General features: G+C 30.7%; 14 protein-coding genes. 10 read left to right on the top strand and 4 right to left on the bottom strand.

Going from position 1 to position 18430, the window contains the following annotated elements; genetic code table 11:
• Positions 1–2 precede the first annotated feature (2 nt).
• A complete protein-coding gene (locus tag Q4Q40_RS16740; protein WP_303303082.1) occupies positions 3–1019 on the top strand; it encodes a glycosyltransferase in 1017 nt (338 codons plus the stop codon).
• 5 nt (positions 1020–1024) lie between these two features.
• The gene (locus tag Q4Q40_RS16735) at positions 1025–1924 is read left to right on the top strand and encodes a beta-1,6-N-acetylglucosaminyltransferase (protein WP_303303081.1); all 900 of its coding nucleotides are present in this window, start codon (positions 1025–1027) and stop codon (positions 1922–1924) included.
• 99 nt (positions 1925–2023) lie between these two features.
• Here the strand turns inward: Q4Q40_RS16735 and Q4Q40_RS16730 are convergent, their stop codons facing one another.
• Positions 2024–3334: a phenylacetate--CoA ligase family protein gene (locus Q4Q40_RS16730; protein WP_303303080.1), complete on the bottom strand. Its 1311-nt coding sequence runs from the start codon at positions 3332–3334 to the stop codon at positions 2024–2026.
• Positions 3335–3811: 477 nt separating this feature from the next.
• Between Q4Q40_RS16730 and Q4Q40_RS16725 the strand changes: the two genes are divergently transcribed.
• Positions 3812–4825 (top strand): threonine aldolase family protein, encoded by a 1014-nt coding sequence (locus Q4Q40_RS16725; RefSeq protein ID WP_303303079.1) that lies wholly within the window; start codon positions 3812–3814, stop codon positions 4823–4825.
• Between the two features lie 9 nt (positions 4826–4834).
• On the opposite strand, the gene Q4Q40_RS16720 is transcribed toward Q4Q40_RS16725, so the two are convergent.
• Positions 4835–5158 carry a YbaB/EbfC family nucleoid-associated protein gene (locus Q4Q40_RS16720; RefSeq protein WP_303303078.1) on the bottom strand — a complete coding sequence of 108 codons (324 nt, stop codon included), beginning with the start codon at positions 5156–5158 and terminating at the stop codon, positions 4835–4837.
• Positions 5159–5245: 87 nt separating this feature from the next.
• Here Q4Q40_RS16720 and Q4Q40_RS16715 point away from each other — a divergent pair, with 87 nt between their 5' ends.
• The 3 genes from Q4Q40_RS16715 (at position 5246) to capB (ending at position 10088) form a co-directional block, all read left to right on the top strand.
• The gene (locus tag Q4Q40_RS16715) at positions 5246–7306 is read left to right on the top strand and encodes a S9 family peptidase (protein ID WP_303303077.1); all 2061 of its coding nucleotides are present in this window, start codon (positions 5246–5248) and stop codon (positions 7304–7306) included.
• An 81-nt stretch (positions 7307–7387) separates the two neighbouring features.
• Positions 7388–8428 (top strand): cysteate synthase, encoded by a 1041-nt coding sequence (gene capA, locus Q4Q40_RS16710; protein WP_303303076.1) that lies wholly within the window; start codon positions 7388–7390, stop codon positions 8426–8428.
• 400 nt (positions 8429–8828) lie between these two features.
• Entirely contained in the window at positions 8829–10088 is a 1260-nt protein-coding gene (capB, locus tag Q4Q40_RS16705) for a cysteate-C-fatty acyltransferase (RefSeq protein WP_303303075.1), read from the top strand.
• A 62-nt stretch (positions 10089–10150) separates the two neighbouring features.
• Here capB and Q4Q40_RS16700 read toward each other — a convergent pair whose 3' ends face one another.
• Positions 10151–11272: a GNAT family N-acetyltransferase gene (locus Q4Q40_RS16700; protein ID WP_303303074.1), complete on the bottom strand. Its 1122-nt coding sequence runs from the start codon at positions 11270–11272 to the stop codon at positions 10151–10153.
• Positions 11273–11296: 24 nt separating this feature from the next.
• The gene (locus Q4Q40_RS16695; RefSeq protein WP_303303073.1) at positions 11297–12313 is read right to left on the bottom strand and encodes a transporter; all 1017 of its coding nucleotides are present in this window, start codon (positions 12311–12313) and stop codon (positions 11297–11299) included.
• A gap of 161 nt (positions 12314–12474) precedes the next feature.
• Between Q4Q40_RS16695 and Q4Q40_RS16690 the strand changes: the two genes are divergently transcribed.
• From Q4Q40_RS16690 to Q4Q40_RS16675, 4 genes are all read left to right on the top strand, one after another.
• A complete protein-coding gene (locus Q4Q40_RS16690; RefSeq protein WP_303303072.1) occupies positions 12475–12756 on the top strand; it encodes a DUF4834 family protein in 282 nt (93 codons plus the stop codon).
• A 33-nt stretch (positions 12757–12789) separates the two neighbouring features.
• A complete protein-coding gene (locus Q4Q40_RS16685) occupies positions 12790–15222 on the top strand; it encodes a hypothetical protein (RefSeq protein ID WP_303303071.1) in 2433 nt (810 codons plus the stop codon).
• An 81-nt stretch (positions 15223–15303) separates the two neighbouring features.
• Positions 15304–16587 (top strand): glycosyltransferase family 4 protein, encoded by a 1284-nt coding sequence (locus Q4Q40_RS16680; protein ID WP_303303070.1) that lies wholly within the window; start codon positions 15304–15306, stop codon positions 16585–16587.
• An 81-nt stretch (positions 16588–16668) separates the two neighbouring features.
• Positions 16669–18126: a lipopolysaccharide biosynthesis protein gene (locus Q4Q40_RS16675; protein WP_303303069.1), complete on the top strand. Its 1458-nt coding sequence runs from the start codon at positions 16669–16671 to the stop codon at positions 18124–18126.
• Positions 18127–18430 lie beyond the last annotated feature (304 nt).

Here is an 18430-nt window from a genome sequence, read left to right as displayed (position 1 = left end):
ATATGAAACTTAGTATTTTAATTCCAGTCTACAATGCAGAGTTATATATTGGAAGGTGTCTTGATAGCTTGTTAAATCAAAATATATCAAAACAAGACTATGAAATTATTGTATTTAATGACGGATCTACAGATGAAAGCAGTAAAATTATAAGTAATTACGCAAAGAAGCATCAAACTGTTTTTTTGTATTCGCACGAAAATCAAGGCGTTATTGCTACCAGGAACAAGCTTTTAAAATTAGCTAAAGGAGACTACCTTTATTTTGTTGATGCAGATGATTATGTTACACATAATTCATTGGGATTTCAGCTTGATTATGCAATAGTTAATAATTTAGATCTTATGGGATTTAATGCCTTAGTGACATCAGATGAGGCATTATATGATCTAGATACTTCACCTGGAGAAATAAAATGCTCTGCAATAGTTAGTGGGGGACAATTTCTTAAGGAAAATAAAGATATTCGTTACGAAATTTGGTGGTATTTTATACGTAAAGATTTTTTAGAAGCAGCAGAAATTAATTTTAAACAAGGCGGTTATGATGGAGATGTTGATTTTACTTTGGCTTTATTTTTAAAAGCAAAGCATGTGGCTTTTTGTCCTGTTACTATTTATAGATATTTTCAATCTTCAGAATCGACAATGCGTGGAAATAATTTAGCTTATAAAAAAAGGATTGTTACTTATTTTTTAGCATTAATTATTGATTTCAGTAATTTAATTAATGATTTAGAAAAGAGTTCCATTCAGTATAAAGAAGCTATATGTAGTAATTTTAGATTTAGGAGAGATGCTTTTACTTTTTTTACAATAATAAAAATGATAAAAGCACAATATGGTATAGAGACTTTTAAAGAAAAAATTTTAGCTTTAGAAAGTGTTAAGGCTTATCCAATAAATGAATTTATAGGAAAAGAATATAGTAGCTTAAAATATAGGATATTAACGAAAATCGTAAACAATAAATTTATATTATTTACAACCATTAAATTAATAAATTTTTTTGTTAGATAAAAGTAATGAAGCAAGCCATACTAATTACAGCTTATAAAAATTTTGATCATTTAATTGATATTGTAACATTTTTTGATAATGATTTCGAATTATTTATACATATAGACAAGAAAATAAAAGTTGAAAAACGTATTATAGACAAAATAAAAAACATAGACAATGTTAAATTTTTATCAAGAGAATATAGTATAAACTGGGGAGGTTTAAATCATTTAAAGGCCTATTTATTATTAGCAAAAGCAGCTTTGAAAAATCAAGAAAATAAATATTTTCATTTAATAAGTGGACAAGATTTTCCTGTTAAAGATCTTTCTTATTTTAAAAACATTTTAAACGCGCCAAAACTATATGATCATTTAGAGTTTTTTGAAATACCATCTAGTATTTGGAAGAATCAAAATGGGGGATTAGATAGGTTAGAATATTATAATTTTTTTGATTTAATTGATGCTAAAAAACATATAAAATGGCTGTGGAGATTAGTACGAATTCAAAAAAAGCTACATTTAAAGAGGCGTGTTTCAGAGCGCATAGGTAAGCTTTATGGTGGATTTACCTGGTGGAGTTTAACCAGAGACACATTGCAATATGTAATAGATTACACAAAAGAAAAACCTTATTTGATTCATAGAATGAAACATACTTTTTGCTCTGAAGAAATGTATTTTCAAACCATAATAATGAATTCTGATTTCTCAAAAAATGTAGTAAATGATAATTTAAGGTATATTGATTGGGACCCAGACCGAGTTGGTAAAGACAGTCCTTCACCAGCTTTGTTGGATATGACTGATTATGAAAAAATTAATACATCAAATAAATTATTCGCACGAAAGTTTGATACTCCAATTTCAGATAAATTAAAATCTTTGATACAAAAACAAGATAGTACTAAAAATATTTAAATTTTTTTAGGTAAAACGTCAGTTATACATGTAGGCATCTTATCTTTATGAGATGTCTCGTCACTCATGCTTTGCTCTGCCGACATGACAAAACATTAATTATGCTTTTTTGTAATTATTAAGTACTTTTTTTCGTTTTCCAGAAGCTAGAAGCGGTATTTCGTCTACGTAAGTAATAGTCACAGTGGCATCACTTCCAAAATCTTTTTTAATACTTTCAACCAATTCTTTTTCATAAGGGAATTTATCAAGTACGTTTAGCTTCACCTCGTATTCTTTTTCACCTTGTTGAATAAATTGGTACTGTTTTATTAATTTGTAATAATTATAGAATTTAGTATAAACAATAAAAGAAGACATTATGTTTCCTTTAGTATCTAGAATTAAATCCATTTTTCTACCTTCAATTTTTTCAAATTTTGTTTGCCCATTTTCAAGTTCAATCAGTTTGGCGATATCTCCAGTATCATACCTAATAATAGGCATACAATAGTTAAATAAATCGGTGACAACAATTCTACCAAACTCTCCTGGTTTTACAGGTTTGTCCGTTTCCAGATCAAGTAATTCAATATAATAACTAGCATGGTTTATTACAAAATGTTCTTTTGAACTGATTGTTTGCTGGGCTATAATCCCAATTTCTTCACTAGAATATCTAGATAATACAGGCGTATTAAAATAGTTACTTAATGATGTTTTTGTATAACTATTTAAGTATTCAGAATTTGCTATAAATGCATTAATATTTAAGTTACTTAAGTCTGTTTTATTACTATCTAAATATTGGCATATTTGCTCATAGGATGATGCAAAACCAAGAATGTTCTTTTCTTGTTTAGACTTTTTAAGTAAGTTTATAAAACTTAAAATTCTAGAATCTGTTAATTTAGAAATATCGAACTGGATAATATTTTGTAACCAAGATTTATAAAAACTTTTCTTATTATGTTTTCTCCAGACTTCTAGTTCATACAAACGATTTCCAATTTTATAATTTGATTGACCAGAAAAATGTAAAACATCAGCTGTATTTCTATATCTTTTGTTTTTATCCTGAAAAAGGAAGAAGGGGACGCCTGTAGATCCGCTAGTAGAAACCTTATAATTTTGTTTTTGAATATAGGGAGCAGATTGAAAATCTTTAAAGTTTTTCTGAATCACTGTTTTTTTTATAACAGGAAATGCTTCAATATTATTTATGTTTTTGTAGTCGGAATAAAAAGGTGTTGAATCAACAGCGTGTTTCAATAAGTTTTCCAGGTGTTGTTCTCTAATTTTTAGTGACTCGGGGCTATTTACATCATTAAGGACCGAAGCTATTTCATCTAAATGATTTTTTATTTTTCCACCTTTTAAGGAATCTATCAGCCAAAAAGATTTATTTCTTAAATGATTTAGTAAACTCATAAAGTAAATTTAATTTGTGAATTTGGGGTTATATTAGAAACTATTTAAATTTTATCCTTTAGTTTATTTTGTCGTCTTAAGCCCTCATTCTACATCAAAATTTCTTTAAATAGCGATGCTATTCGCCTTTATTTTGCCTTGACTGAGAACGTAATCCACCCAAGCTAATTCCAAAACCAAAACTTAAACAGTTTCTTAGTTCAAATATAATATTCCAAATAATTTATTTTGCATTTATAGGTTATAAAGCCAGTTTTTTACGATATTAAGGAAATAGCGGGGCAGGGAGGATTTGTCGGGGATTTTTTTTGTGTTATACTAGGATAAAAAAAAGAACGGTATTAACTTTTAAATGCTATAGAGTAGAGCCGATTTTGAGTATCTATGGTATGAAATAAGAAATTAAAATCATGAAATATTAATGACTATAAGTTTTATCTTTGAACCTCTATAAATTTTATAATTTGCAACGTTAAAATGACCATAGACCTAAGAAGCGACACTGTTACAAAACCAACAAAAGGGATGTTAGACGCCATGATGCAAGCAAAAGTTGGTGATGATGTATTTAGAGAAGACCCAACGGTTAATGAGCTAGAAAAGCGTATAGCAAACATGTTTGGTAAAAGTGATGCTTTGTTTTTCCCTAGCGGAACGATGGCGAATCAAACCGCATTAAAATTACATACAAACCCAGGAGATCAAGTTATTTGCGATAAGTATGCCCATATTTATAATTATGAATCTGGAGGCGCATCCTTTAATAGTGGTATTTCTTGTAAGCTAATAGATGGAAATAGAGGTATGTTTAAAGCAGCACAAGTATTAGAAGCTATAAATCCTGATGCATATTATTATAGTCAAACAAGTTTGGTTGAAATTGAAAATACCACAAATAAAGGAGGTGGAGCCTGTTGGGATTTTAATGAGATTGAAACAATAAAAACCCTATGTGATGAAAACAATCTTGGGTTTCATTTAGATGGCGCACGTATATGGAATGCTTTGGTGTCTAAAAATGAAACGACGCAGCAATATGGAAATGTTTTCGATACTATTTCCGTATGTTTAAGTAAAGGCCTAGGTTGTCCCATTGGATCCGTTTTGGTAGGCGATTCGGAAATTATGAAAAAGGCCATCCGTATTAGGAAAATTTTTGGAGGTAATATGAGGCAAGCTGGTTATTTAGCCGCAGCAGGCCTGTATGCTTTAGATAACCATATTGAAAGATTATCCGAAGACCATAAAAAAGCCAAAGGAATAGGAGAGACCCTTACTAAATTATCAATTATTAAAACAGTAGAACCTGTTGAAACTAATATTGTTATTTTTCAACTAAACCCAGATGTAAATGAAACTGCTTTTGTGCAAAAACTAGCAGACAAAAACATTTATATAATTAGTATGGGAAGTAATAAACTTCGTATGGTCACGCATTTAGATTACACAGATGCTATGCATGACAAACTATTAAGTGCTTTACTGGAATAAATCTCGTTTTTATTTAAACATATCCATTCCAGGAATATTCGGCATACCATCTTTGGCAGCAGCAGCTAATTCAGCTTCATTCAACTTAGTCGCTTTTTCAATAGCTTTGTTTAGAGTAAGAATAAGATAATCTTCCAGTTGCTCTTTATCTTCCAACAATTCGTCATCAATCTCAATAGACTTAATGGTTCTATTAGCTGTAAGTGTTACCTTAAGTTTATTATCACTGCTGGATTCATCAACCAGAACAGTATCTAGACGTTTTTTAGTTTCTTCAACTTTTTGTTGGGCTTCTTTGAGTTTTCCCATCATATCCATCATATCTCCAAACATAATTTTATAAATTGATTATTACACTACAAAGCTATTTAATTTTTCTATTTTTGAAGGCTTAAATTTTAAGAATAAATATATCTTTTTTTGAAAAATACAATTCAGACCCCAGTAGCTACTAAAAAAGCAAAAGAACTTTCAATTCATAACGATTTACGTATTGATAATTATTATTGGTTAAATAATAAGGAAAATCCTGAAGTGATAGATTACTTAAATGCTGAAAACGATTATACTAAAAGTATGATGCAGCATACCGAAATCTTTCAAAAAGATCTTTTTGAAGAAATGAAAGGGCGTATAAAAGAAGATGATACTACAGTACCCTATAAACTTAATGGTTATTGGTATATTTCGCGCTATGAAAAGGGTAAAGACTATCCTATTTACATTCGGAAAAAAGAAAGTTTAGAGGCTCCCGAAGAGGTTTTGTTCGATTGTAACGAAATGGCTAAAGAACATGCTTATTTTAATTTAGGAGGCATTGCTATAAGCCCAGATAATACATTGGCGGCGTTTTCTACAGATATAGTTAGTAGAAGGCAATATACCGTTCAAATTAAAAATTTAATTACTGGTGAAATTTATCCTGATAAGGTTTTAAATACAACAGGAAGTGCCACATGGGCAAATGATAACAAAACGTTGTTTTACTCTATTAAAGATGAAGTGACGCTGCGTTCTCATAAAATTTTTAAACATAAATTACATACAGATACAAAAGAAGATGTTGAAGTTTATTATGAAGAAGATGAGACCTTTAACACTTTTGTATATAAAACAAAATCTAAGAAATATATTATTATTGGGTCTTCAAGTACTTTAACAACTGAATATAGAATTTTAAATGCCAATACACCAGACGATGCATTTAAGGTTTTTCAAGAACGCATTCGCGAATTAGATTATAGTATTTCTCATTATGAGAATCACTTTTATATTATGACCAATAGTGATGGAGCAACAAATTTTAAATTGCTTAAAACAGATGAAACAACTACTAAGAAAGAATATTGGCAAGAAGTAATTCCACATAGAGAAACTGTTTTGTTGGAAGATATTGAGATTTTTAAAGATTATTTAGTGGTAAATGAACGTGAAAATGGTCTCAATAATTTACGAATTATTAGCTGGGATGGGAGTGAGGACTATTATTTACCTTTTGATTCGGAAACGTATACAGCATATATTGGTAATAATGTCGATTTTGATAGTAAGGTATTGCGTTACGGCTTCAACTCTTTAACCTCTCCAAGCTCTGTAATAGACTATAATTTTAAAACGAAACAGAAAGAGATTAAGAAAGAACAAACCGTTTTAGGTGGTACGTTTGATAAGAATAATTATGAGTCTAAGCGCATTTGGGCAACGGCTAGAGATGGTGAAAAAATACCAGTATCTTTAGTTTATAAAAAAGGCATAAAATTAGATGGAACAAATCCTTTATTACAATATGCTTACGGCTCCTATGGATCAACGGTAGATCCTTCTTTTTCAAGCATTCGTTTAAGTCTATTAGATAGAGGTTTTATTTATGCTATTGCTCATATTCGTGGCGGTGAATATTTAGGAAGAAATTGGTACGAAAACGGAAAATTGCTTACTAAATTAAATACGTTCCATGATTTTATAGATTGTTCTAAGCATTTGATAGAACAAAAATATACCTCAGAGAAGCATTTATATGCATATGGAGGTTCTGCAGGAGGCTTATTAATGGGAGCAATTATTAACATGAACCCCGAACTTTACAATGGTATTTTAGCTGCGGTTCCTTTTGTAGATGTTGTTACAACAATGCTTGATGATAGTATTCCGCTAACAACAGGCGAGTACGATGAATGGGGGAATCCAAACGATTTAAGCTATTATAACTATATGAAATCATATTCACCATACGACAATGTAGAGGCTAAATATTACCCTAACATGTTAGTAACTACAGGTTTGCATGATTCTCAAGTACAGTATTGGGAACCAGCAAAATGGGTGGCTAAACTTAGGGAGTTAAAAACAGACACCAATAAATTATTATTTCATATAAACATGGATTCTGGGCATGGTGGGGCTTCAGGACGCTTTGAAAGTTTGAAAGAAATAGCTTTAGAATATGCCTTTTTATTAGATTTAGAAGGAATTTATAGGTAATACAAAAAAATGTTTTATTTTTGACAGATTTTAGGTTACAAATATTTTTAGTAATATTACGGTAGCTTATAAAAAGCATTTATGAAGCACAGAAATCAGGTTTTTGATAATGTATTAGATTTAGTAGGTAATACACCACTTATTAAACTTAATAAAATAGCCTCCAAGTTTAAAGGGAACTTTTATGCAAAAGTAGAATCTTTTAACCCAGGACATTCTTCAAAAGATAGGATAGCACTCTATATCATAGAGCAAGCAGAAAAAAAAGGAATTTTAACACCAGGTGATACCATTATAGAAACGACATCAGGCAATACTGGATTTAGTATAGCTATGGTAAGTATTATAAAAGGGTATGATTGCGTTTTAGCAGTAAGTTCTAAATCTTCAGCAGACAAAATTGACATGCTTAAGACTATGGGAGCTAAAGTATATGTGTGTCCAGCACACGTAAGCGCAGATGATCCTAGGTCGTATTATCAAGTTGCAAAACGTTTGCACGAAGAGATAAAAGGTTCTGTTTATATTAATCAATATTTCAATGAGCTAAATATTGATGCACATTATAAATCAACTGGTCCAGAAATTTGGAAACAAACAGAAGGTAAAATAACGCATCTTGTAGCATGTAGTGGAACTGGAGGAACTATTTCAGGTACAGCCAGATATTTAAAAGAACAAAATCCAAAGATCAAAGTAATAGGTGTTGATGCTTTTGGTTCTGTTATTAAAAAATATCATGAAACCAGAGAGTTTGATGAAAAAGAGATTTACCCATATAGAATTGAAGGATTAGGAAAGAATTTGATTCCTAGTGCTACAGATTTTGATGTTGTTGATGAATTTGTAAAAGTAACAGACGAAGAAAGCGCTCATACAGCAAGATTAATTGCTAAGTCTGAAGGTTTGTTTGTTGGTTATACTTCTGGAGCTGCAATGCAGGCTATTATGCAATTAGGAGAAGGAGGCGAATTTAAAGAAGGTGATAACATTGTTATTATTTTTCCAGATCACGGATCACGATATATGAGTAAGGTATATAGCGATAAATGGATGACCGAGCAAGGTTTCTTTGATAGTAAAAATGAAGCTGCGGCACAAAGGATACAATATATAAAATAATTTAAATTATTATTTTATAAAGAGGTAGTGTTTTGTTCTAAAACAAAATAGTATCTCTTTTTTATTTGTACAAATTAAATTTTAAAGATTATTTTTAAGTTAATCAAGTTAGAAAAATAAGAGGGGGTTACCTATATGTTGCTCATGTTTTTAAGCGAGGAATAACTTAAAAAAAAATGATTTATTCGTATCTTTTTAAAGATTAATTAGTATTTTAAATAATTGAGCAGTAAAAATTATGTTCAAACCATATAAATATTTAATTTTGCAATAACTAACTAGGAACATAAAGCTTTCATGAAATATGCTTAAACATTATAATTTGTTTTTGTTTTTCCCTCAAAAGCAGTTACTCCTAAATAGTTATGCCTTAATTTTAATAGCAATTAGATTATAATAGATGAAGGATTTATTTGAAAAAATTTATAAAGACAAAGGGCCATTAGGCAAATGGGCTTCTCAAGCTGAAGGGTATTTTGTATTTCCTAAATTAGAAGGAGAGATTTCTAATCGTATGAAATTTCAAGGAAAAGATGTTATTACTTGGAGTATTAATGATTATTTAGGATTAGCTAATCACCCCGAGGTAAGAAAAGTAGATGCAGAAGCTGCTGCCGAATACGGTTCTGCTTATCCGATGGGAGCAAGAATGATGTCGGGGCATACTGGTTTACACGAAAAATTACAAGATGAGTTAGCGTCATTCGTAAAAAAAGAAGCCGCATATTTATTAAACTTCGGTTACCAAGGGATGGTTTCGACTATTGATGCTTTGGTTTCTAAAGATGATATTGTTGTTTACGATGTAGATGCACATGCCTGTATCATTGATGGTGTTCGTTTACATATGGGTAAACGTTTTACTTATAAACATAATGATGTTGAAAGTTTAGAAAAAAACTTAGAGAGAGCTACAAAAATGGCAGAACAGACTGGAGGAGGGATTTTAGTAATTTCTGAAGGTGTGTTTGGAATGAGAGGAGAGCAAGGGCGATTAAAAGAGATCGTAGCTCTTAAAAAGAAATACAACTTTAGATTATTTGTTGATGATGCGCATGGTTTTGGTACCTTAGGAGCAACTGGAGCAGGAGCAGGAGAAGAGCAAGGTGTGCAAGATGATATTGATGTTTATTTTGCAACATTTGCAAAATCCTTAGCAAGTACAGGGGCTTTTATAGCTGGAGATCAAGAAATAATAGATTATTTAAAATATAACTTACGTTCTCAAATGTTTGCAAAATCATTGCAAATGCAATTAGTTGTTGGTGCTTTAAAGCGTTTAGAAATGCTTAAAACAATGCCTGAACTTAAAAATAAACTTTGGGAAAATGTAAATGCTTTACAATCTGGGTTAAAAGATCGTGGTTTCGATATAGGAACGACACAAAGTTGTGTAACACCAGTATATTTAAAAGGGAGTATTCCTGAAGCTATGGCTTTGGTGAGAGATCTACGTGAAAATTACGGAATATTCTGTTCTATTGTTGTTTATCCAGTAATACCTAAAGGATTAATTTTATTAAGGTTAATACCAACTGCAACACATACTTTAGAAGATGTTTCTGAAACCTTAACTGCTTTTGAAGCTATTAGATCTCGATTAAAAAACGGCACTTACAAGCGCTTATCTGCTTCAGTTATGGCAGCTATGGGAGAATAGGAGTTAATCGAAATTTACTATAAATACAAAAAAAATCCGATTCATAATTGAATCGGATTTTTTTATATGATATCTTTTTTAAACGTACAACGCCTCTTATTGACAACAGGTTCAAAGTTTTTCCATATTTGCTGGATAGCAACATTGTCATCTAATTCAGGACCTCTAACACACAATTCAATGCCTTTTTCTTTAAATGTTTTGTGAAACTCATTAAAAATGATAGCCGTAACTCCTTTGTTTTGATATTCGGGTAAAACACCAATTAAATAGAATGTTACCGTTTTAGCATGCTTCTTTGCATGTAATAAGTGTTTTATTCCAAAAGGAAACAACTTACCTTTCATTTTTTGTAAAGCTTCCGCATAAGAAGGCGTAACAATACCAAAGCCAACTAATTTATCATCTTTATCTAAAACAAACTTTACATATTCAGGATTAAGAAAGCCAATGAATTTTTTCTTAAAATATTCACGTTGCTCATCTGTTATCTTTACAAATGTTGAAAGAACAGCGTGTGATTTAGAAAACACGTCAAACATCTCATCCGTATGCGGTAGAATGTCTTTGTTTTTTTTAAAATTTAAAGCTCTTAGTTGGTAGCGTTTTTTTATTAAATCTTGTATTCTTGAGAAAAATTCGGGTTTAATATTTTTAAACTCCATAATATTCTCAGAATATGTTTTTGCAGTATCGTAGCCTAATTTTTTAAAATGAGTCGCATAATAAGGAAGATTGTGCCATGTAATCATACTTCCAATTTGATCAAAACCTTCTGTAAGCACGCCTACTTTGTCAAGATTAGAAAAACCAACAGGGCCTTCAATAAATTCAAGGTTCTTTTCTTTTCCAATTTCTATGACTTTATCGAGTAAGGTTTTTGTTACATTAATATCATCAACAACATCAAACCAACCAAAACGCATTTTTTTTAAAGCTTGATCGTTCACTTCTAACCAATTGATTATAGCTGCTATACGACCAACAATTTCATTATTTTTATAAGCTAGAAACAATCTGGCTTCTGCATCATTAAATACAGGGTTTTCTTTTTTGCTAAATGTTTTAATTTCTTCACTAATAATTGGAGGTACCCAATATTTAGAATTTTTATTAAGCTTAAAAGGAAATTTTACAAAAGCTTTTAAGTCTTTTTTCGTAAGTACTTCTTTAAGTATTATCATATATAATAATAGCTATCCTGATTTTTAATTATTGTCAAAATCTATATTGTTCTTTTTTTGTTTTTTAGGTAATGTATTAATAACCCCTTTATTTTTATTGCGTCTAGATCTTCTTTTTCCTTCTTCTTTAGCCGAATTACCATTATCTATGTTTTTGTCTTTTATTTTTTTGTCTTTATGAAAATCTAATCTATAAGATACCCCAAGGTTTACGCCAAATACAGAAGGTGTGTCTTTTGTATTGAAAGTCATCGCTGTATCTAATTGAACATCTCTTCCTATTAAATAAGCACCCCCAAATCTAAAAAGATTATCAGCATAAAAGTCGCTTTGAATACCTTGTGTTTCACCAAAAATAACCAACTTGGAATTGAAAGAATGCGTTAATGTTAAAATATATTGAAAATCAGATTGGTCAGATCCAATTCTATCTTTTATTAAGTTCATAACAAATACCCATCCTCCTGGAAAATTATTTTGAGTCGCTATCATTACTTTAGGGCTAATCCCCTCAACACCTGGTGCTATATATGGATTATCCTTTGTATCGAAATTTGCACCCAAGTACAAAGAGACAGCTGGAATTAACGAGCTCCATCTAAAACTATGGTTTGCCTTCCAGCTATATAAGTTTGGTTTGTTTTTTGCTGAATTCTTATAGGGATCGTATACTAAATATTTAGCGCCAAATGCTATTGTTTTAAAATTAGATCGTTTATCTTCAGCAGAAAAATTAGAGACATAAGTTTTTGTGTCGTTTTGGTAAGTCCCTTCAATGTTTAATTCCAGCTCTTCTAATAATAAGCCGTAACGAACAGCAAAATCAACTCCAAACCCAGATACTTTATAAGCAGTAGCAGGTGTTCTTTTTTCATTAATAATATAAGGACCTACTTCAAATTGGGCAACTTTAGTACCTACGGAAAAGGCACTTCGGGATACACCAGGTCTGTTAGAGTTAATAACATCAGTATATTGACTATAGGCTTGAATAGAAATTAAAGCGAATAAAAAACATAAGATAGATTTAATCAGGTTCATACATTTAAGATTTTAGTTTACAATTAGTAACATATTGGTAATACATTGTAATTGTATTTAAGTCAAAAGACTTTTTCAAATATAGATATTTTATACTTTTTTTATCATTTTTGAGCGTTTTTTAAGCGTATAGAATTGTATTTTTGTTAAAAATAATTTTTATGCTACAATTTGCATCTGTAACAGGTTTTATAAGAATGATACTAATCATTCTTCTTATTTACTTCGGGGTAAAAATTTTATCACGCCTATTAGCCCCGTTATTAGTGAAGTATGTTGCCAAAAAAGCAGAACAACGCTTTGGCGAACAGTTTGGACAATTTGGAAAGCAACAACAGCAGCAACAAAAAAAAGAAGGCGAAGTTACTATAGATAAAATCCCAAAGTCAAGAACTTCAAATAAAGATGTTGGAGACTATGTTGATTACGAAGAAATTGATTAATTTCACGATCATTGTTTTTAATATAATTTCCCCATGCAATTTTCAATCAAAAAAGCACTTCCTCACTTATTAGTTTTAATAGGATTTATAATTCTTTCTTTAGCTTATTTTAGTCCTCTTTTAAAAGGAGAAAAACTATTTCAAAGCGATATCATGCAATATATTGGCATGAGCAAGCAGCAAATAGATTTTAAAGCAGAAACAGGCGAAGAGACGTATTGGACAAACAGTGCGTTTGCAGGGATGCCTACCTATCAGTTAGGAGCTAAGTACCCTCATAATTACATTAAAAAATTAGATTTAACACTTCGTTTTTTACCTCGACCAGCAGATTATTTGTTTTTATATTTATTAAGTTTTTACATCCTGTTATTGGTTTTAAAAGTCGATTTTAAACTCGCTGCACTTGGCGCCATTGCTTTTGGTTTTTCTACCTATTTAATAATTATTTTAGGGGTAGGACATAATAGTAAAGCACATGCTATAGCTTATATGCCGTTAGTTTTAAGTGGTATTCTACTTGTTTTTCAAAAAAAGTACATTTCAGGATTCTTATTAACTACAGTGGCTATGGGGTTAGAACTTGTTTCTAATCATTTTCAAATGACCTACTACCTATTACTATTAGTCATTGTTTTAGGTGTTGCGTATTTAGTGGATGCTTATAGAAAAAAAATACTACCACATTATTTTAAATCAATAGGGATTTTGGTCACTGCTGTTGTTCTTTCTGTAGCCTTAAATGCTACAGGTATAATGGCAACGCAAGAATATGTAAAAGAAAGCACCCGGGGAAAAAGTGAATTAACCATAAATCCTGATGGTTCTCCTAAGCCAACAACATCGGGTTTAGACAGAGATTACATTACGCAATTTAGTTATGGGATTACTGAAACTTTTAATCTTTTTATCCCAAGGTTTATGGGAGGAGGGAATTACGAAAACTTAGGTAAAGATTCAAATACATACGATGCTTATAGGGAATTAGGAGCTAGTACTGCGCAGGCATTAGAAGAATCGAAACATGCACCTATGTACTGGGGAAAACAACCTATTGTTGAAGCGCCAGCATATATTGGAGCCGTTATTTTATTTCTATTCGTTTTTGCATTATTTCTAGTAAAAGGACGTCTAAAATGGTGGCTTGTAGGAGGTACTTTATTATCTCTATTGTTATCTTACGGGAAGAATTTAGGTTTTTTAACCGATTTTTTTATTGACTATGTGCCTCTTTATAATAAGTTTAGAGCGGTAAGTTCTATTCAAGTTGTTTTGGAACTATGTATTCCTGTATTAGCTATTTTTGGGTTGGTGCGGTTATTCAATGATTTTGAAAATAGAGAAGCCAAACTCAAAGCGTTGATGTATTCAACAATTATCACAGGAGGTCTTGCTGTTCTGTTTTTGTTATTTAAATCATCATTATTTGATTTTGTTGGTGCTAATGATGGTCAATATATTCAAGCCTATGGTCAGGATTTTGTTAGAGCTATTAAAGAAGATAGAAAAGCTATTTTTACTAAAGATACTTTACGATCCCTTGTTTTAGTGTTATTATCTGCTGGTGCGGTTTTTATGTTTTTACGAGACAAACTAAAAGAACAGTGGGTAATAGTCGCATTTTGTGTACTGATTCTTTTTGATTTAGTTGGAGTTGATAGACGCTATGTTAATAATGATGATTTCGTATCGGCTATTAAAGTAAATAAGCCATTTCAAGCAAATGATGTGGATAGGGAAATTTTAAAGGATACCTCACATTTTAGGGTATTCGATTTAGTGTCTGGAGCTTCAAAACCTTCGTATTTTCATAATTCGCTAAATGGTTATAATGCTGCTGAGTTAAAACGCTATAGAGAGGTTTTTGATTTTTATGTATCACGAAACAACATGAATGTGCTTAATATGCTTAACACTAAGTATATTATCGCGCAAGATGAAAAAGAACGCATGTTTTCTTATAAGAATGATGAAGCAAATGGTAATGCCTGGTTTGTTAAAAATTTACAAAAAGTAGCATCGGCAAACGAGGAAATTAAACAATTAGATAGCTTGCCTAATAAAATTAAGGCTGTTTATTCTTCACATAAAGCTTTAGAAGCTTTGAAAAATATAAAACCAAATTATGTGGTTGATTCGTTAGCTTCGATTAATTTAATTGAAGAAAAGCCAAATTATTTGAGATATGAATCTGAAAATTTAAATGAAGGATTTGCTGTTTTTTCTGAAATCTTTTACGGTAATGGCTGGAAAACCTATATAAATGGAGAAGAAGCTTCGCATATACGAGTTAATTACACATTGCGAGGTATGCAAGTGCCAGCAGGAAATCATACTATAGAATTCAGGTTTGATCCAGATGTTGTTAAAACAGGAAGCACGATTGCTTTGGCAAGTTCTGTTTTATTTGGATTATTGTTGCTAGGTGCTTTGTTCTATGAATTCAAAAAGAAACAAAATAGCTGAACGAAGTTGAAGCAAAAAAAGCGTTTTAAAAAACGAAACTAGATTAATAATGGGTTCCTTTAAAATAAGGAATGACAATTAATGACAAAAAAAGCACTCATAATTACTTATTATTGGCCACCTGCAGGAGGGCCAGGAGTACAGCGTTGGTTAAAATTTGTCAAGTATTTGCCAGAATTCAATATAGATCCCATTGTTTATGTTCCAGAAAACCCTAATTACCCTCTAGTAGATGAAAGTTTAGTTTCTGAAATTTCAGATAGCGTCACCATTTTAAAACAGCCTATAAAAGAACCATATAGGTTAGCAGGGCTGTTTTCGAAAAAATCATCAAAAACCATAAGTAAAGGGATTATTTCAGATCACAAAAAGCAATCTTTTATAGAAAAAGCAATGCTTTACATAAGAGGTAATTTTTTTATACCAGATGCGCGGAATGGTTGGGTGAAGCCTTCTGTAGCTTATCTTTCAAAATATATTTTAGAAAACAATATCGAAACTATAATAACTACAGGTCCTCCACATAGTTTACATCTAATAGGTTTACAATTAAAAGAAAGCTTGGGACTGGTTTGGTTTGCCGATTTTAGAGATCCATGGACCACCATAGGGTATCATAAGCAGTTAAAACTAACAAAGGCTTCCAAAGAAAAACATAAAACTTTAGAAAAGCAGGTTTTAAATATTGCAGATCAAATAATTGTCACCAGTTTTACAACTAAAAAAGAGTTTCAGGAAATAACAAAACAGCCGATCGAAGTTATTACAAATGGGTATGATTACGAATCTGCTAGTGAATTTAAGTTGGATTCTAAATTTTCAATAGCACATATAGGCTCTCTGTTATCAAAACGAAACCCAGAAATTTTATGGAAAGTATTTAGTGATTTGGTTAAAGAAAATAATGATTTTTCTAACGATTTTCAACTTAATTTTGTTGGTGCTGTGAGTCAAAATGTGTTAGAGTCTATTAAAAAAAACAAATTAAGTAACTATATAAATGAGGTAGGGTATATTTCTCATAAAGAAGCTATTATATATCAAAAAAAATCTCAATTGTTATTGTTAATCGAAATAGATTCAGAAGACACCAAATGCATTATTCCAGGAAAATTATTTGAATATATGATTTCTAATCGACCCATTATAGCAATAGGTCCTCAGGGATCGGATGTAGAGAAAATCATTAAAGAAACGAATGCAGGAGTCTATTTTAATTATAATGATTACGAATCGTTAAAAAGAACTATAGAAACATATTATAAAGCGTTTCAAAATAAAAGTTTGCAATCACATCCAATTGGTTTGCAGAAATACAGTAGAAAAAGACTAACTGAGCAGTTAGTAGAGTTAATTAAAAAGTAGAGTTTTTAAATTCCAATGTATTCAAGTTTATAATATAACGTTCTGGGATTTAGAATTTAATGGTTGAAATTTTAAGAATTAATGGGTATAGTTGCATCACAATCTTTTAAAAATGTCATCTCAACATATTTGGGTTTTTTTATAGGAGCTATTAATACGCTGTTTCTTTATACAAAATTTCTAAGCGACGAATACTACGGTATGGTAGGGTATATGTTGTCCTTATCTTATGTTATCATGCCTTTAATGGCTTTTGGAGTTCACAATACATTGGTTAAGTTTTATTCAACTTTTAAAACACGGGTATCTTTAAATAGCTTTTTAACCCTCATGCTATTTTTTCCTTTTATAATTATTATTCCTCTAAGCCTTTTTTGTTATATGAGGTATGATATGATCGGAGATGTTTTATCACAAAAGAATGAAATTATTAAAGGGTATTTGTGGCATACTATAATCATAGCCATTGCTTTGGCTTATTTCGAAGTGTTTTTTGCTTGGGCAAAGGTGCAAATGCAAACTGTATTTGGAAACTTTATGAAAGAAGTTTTTCATCGTGTAGGCACTATGCTTTCTCTGTTTTTACTACATTTTAAAGTTATTGATTTAGAGCAATTTATGATAAGCTTGGTTTGCATTTATGTTTTAAGAATGCTTGCTATGAATGTATATGCATTTAGCATTAAGATTCCTGTTATCACGTTTAAGCGAATAAATGGCTTAAAGGCTATTTTTAAATATTCATTTTTAATAATTATAGCAGGCTCTATAGTTACTATTCTTTTAGATTTAGACAAGGTAATGCTAGGGCATTATATTCAAATTAAAGAAATAGCATATTACAATGTTGCTATTTTTATAACTGCCGTTATTGCAGTGCCTCAACGCTCTATGCATCAAATACTAATGCCTTTATCTGCTAAATATTTAAATGAAAAAAACTTTGAGGCTTTAGAAGATTTGTATAAAAAGAGCTCGTTAAATTTATTTGTAATTAGTGGGTTTATATTCCTTTTGATCGTTTTAAATATCAATCAGCTATACTACATAGTCCCAAAAGAATTTAGCGGCGGACTGTTTGTAGTGCTTATAATTAGTGTTTCTAAGCTTTATGATGGGTTTTTAGGAAGTAACAATGCGATCCTGTTCAATAGCGACTATTATAGATTAGTGCTGTTTTTAGGCGCAGCTCTAGTTGTATTAATGATTGTTTTGAATATTATTTTTATTCCTTTGTTTGGTATTAATGGGGCAGCCTTTGCAACCTCGTTAGCTGTTTTTGCATACAATTCTGTAAAGCTGTTTTTTGTTTATAAGAAGTTTAAAATTCATCCTTTTACAGTAAACATACTTCGAATAGCGGGTTTGATATCTTCAAGTGTTTTGCTGTTTTATTTTTGGGAATTTCCTTTTAATCCTATTATTAATATTGTTTTAAAATCAACTTTAATTACTGTATTGTATGTGTTTGTAGTTTATAGGTTTAAATTTTCTGAAGATATCTCCTCGCTTATTAATCGTTATTTGAAAATTAAATAAATCTTAACTAAACCATTCCAATGGATTTTCTGTACTAGCTTCTAAAGATTTTGAGATGAATTCACGCGAATTCAGTTTTACAATGTTAATTCTTTTTCTTTTGGTATGTCACGAAGCAGGCTTTCAGTCCGCCAAAACGAATTTATGTACATGCTTATTAAATAGATGAGATCAGTAAAAAACCTTAAAACTGACTATTCTTGAGGTTATTTCCAGTTTCAATTAAAAGGATTCCCGCTTACGCGGGAATAAGGAACAGAAAACCCTGCAATGTCGCTTTGAGGCAAACATGTCGCAGGGTTTT

The organism is Flavivirga jejuensis, from assembly GCF_030540765.1.
GTDB lineage: Bacteria > Bacteroidota > Bacteroidia > Flavobacteriales > Flavobacteriaceae > Flavivirga > Flavivirga jejuensis.
The sequence above is the reverse complement of the archived record's forward strand: the minus strand, read 5'-3'. Positions and strand labels throughout refer to the sequence as shown.

Excerpts from the sequence above, each read along its gene's own strand:
- Q4Q40_RS16740 (WP_303303082.1), top strand. The coding sequence starts at position 3 with ATGAAACTTAGTATTTTAATTCCAGTCTACAATGCAGAGTTATATATT.
- Q4Q40_RS16735 (WP_303303081.1), top strand. The coding sequence starts at position 1,025 with ATGAAGCAAGCCATACTAATTACAGCTTATAAAAATTTTGATCATTTA.
- Q4Q40_RS16730 (WP_303303080.1), bottom strand. The coding sequence starts at position 3,334 with ATGAGTTTACTAAATCATTTAAGAAATAAATCTTTTTGGCTGATAGAT.
- Q4Q40_RS16725 (WP_303303079.1), top strand. The coding sequence starts at position 3,812 with ATGACCATAGACCTAAGAAGCGACACTGTTACAAAACCAACAAAAGGG.
- Q4Q40_RS16720 (WP_303303078.1), bottom strand. The coding sequence starts at position 5,158 with ATGTTTGGAGATATGATGGATATGATGGGAAAACTCAAAGAAGCCCAA.
- capA (WP_303303076.1), top strand. The coding sequence starts at position 7,388 with ATGAAGCACAGAAATCAGGTTTTTGATAATGTATTAGATTTAGTAGGT.
- capB (WP_303303075.1), top strand. The coding sequence starts at position 8,829 with ATGAAGGATTTATTTGAAAAAATTTATAAAGACAAAGGGCCATTAGGC.
- Q4Q40_RS16700 (WP_303303074.1), bottom strand. The coding sequence starts at position 11,272 with ATGATAATACTTAAAGAAGTACTTACGAAAAAAGACTTAAAAGCTTTT.
- Q4Q40_RS16695 (WP_303303073.1), bottom strand. The coding sequence starts at position 12,313 with ATGAACCTGATTAAATCTATCTTATGTTTTTTATTCGCTTTAATTTCT.
- Q4Q40_RS16690 (WP_303303072.1), top strand. The coding sequence starts at position 12,475 with ATGCTACAATTTGCATCTGTAACAGGTTTTATAAGAATGATACTAATC.
- Q4Q40_RS16685 (WP_303303071.1), top strand. The coding sequence starts at position 12,790 with ATGCAATTTTCAATCAAAAAAGCACTTCCTCACTTATTAGTTTTAATA.
- Q4Q40_RS16680 (WP_303303070.1), top strand. The coding sequence starts at position 15,304 with ATGACAAAAAAAGCACTCATAATTACTTATTATTGGCCACCTGCAGGA.
- Q4Q40_RS16675 (WP_303303069.1), top strand. The coding sequence starts at position 16,669 with ATGGGTATAGTTGCATCACAATCTTTTAAAAATGTCATCTCAACATAT.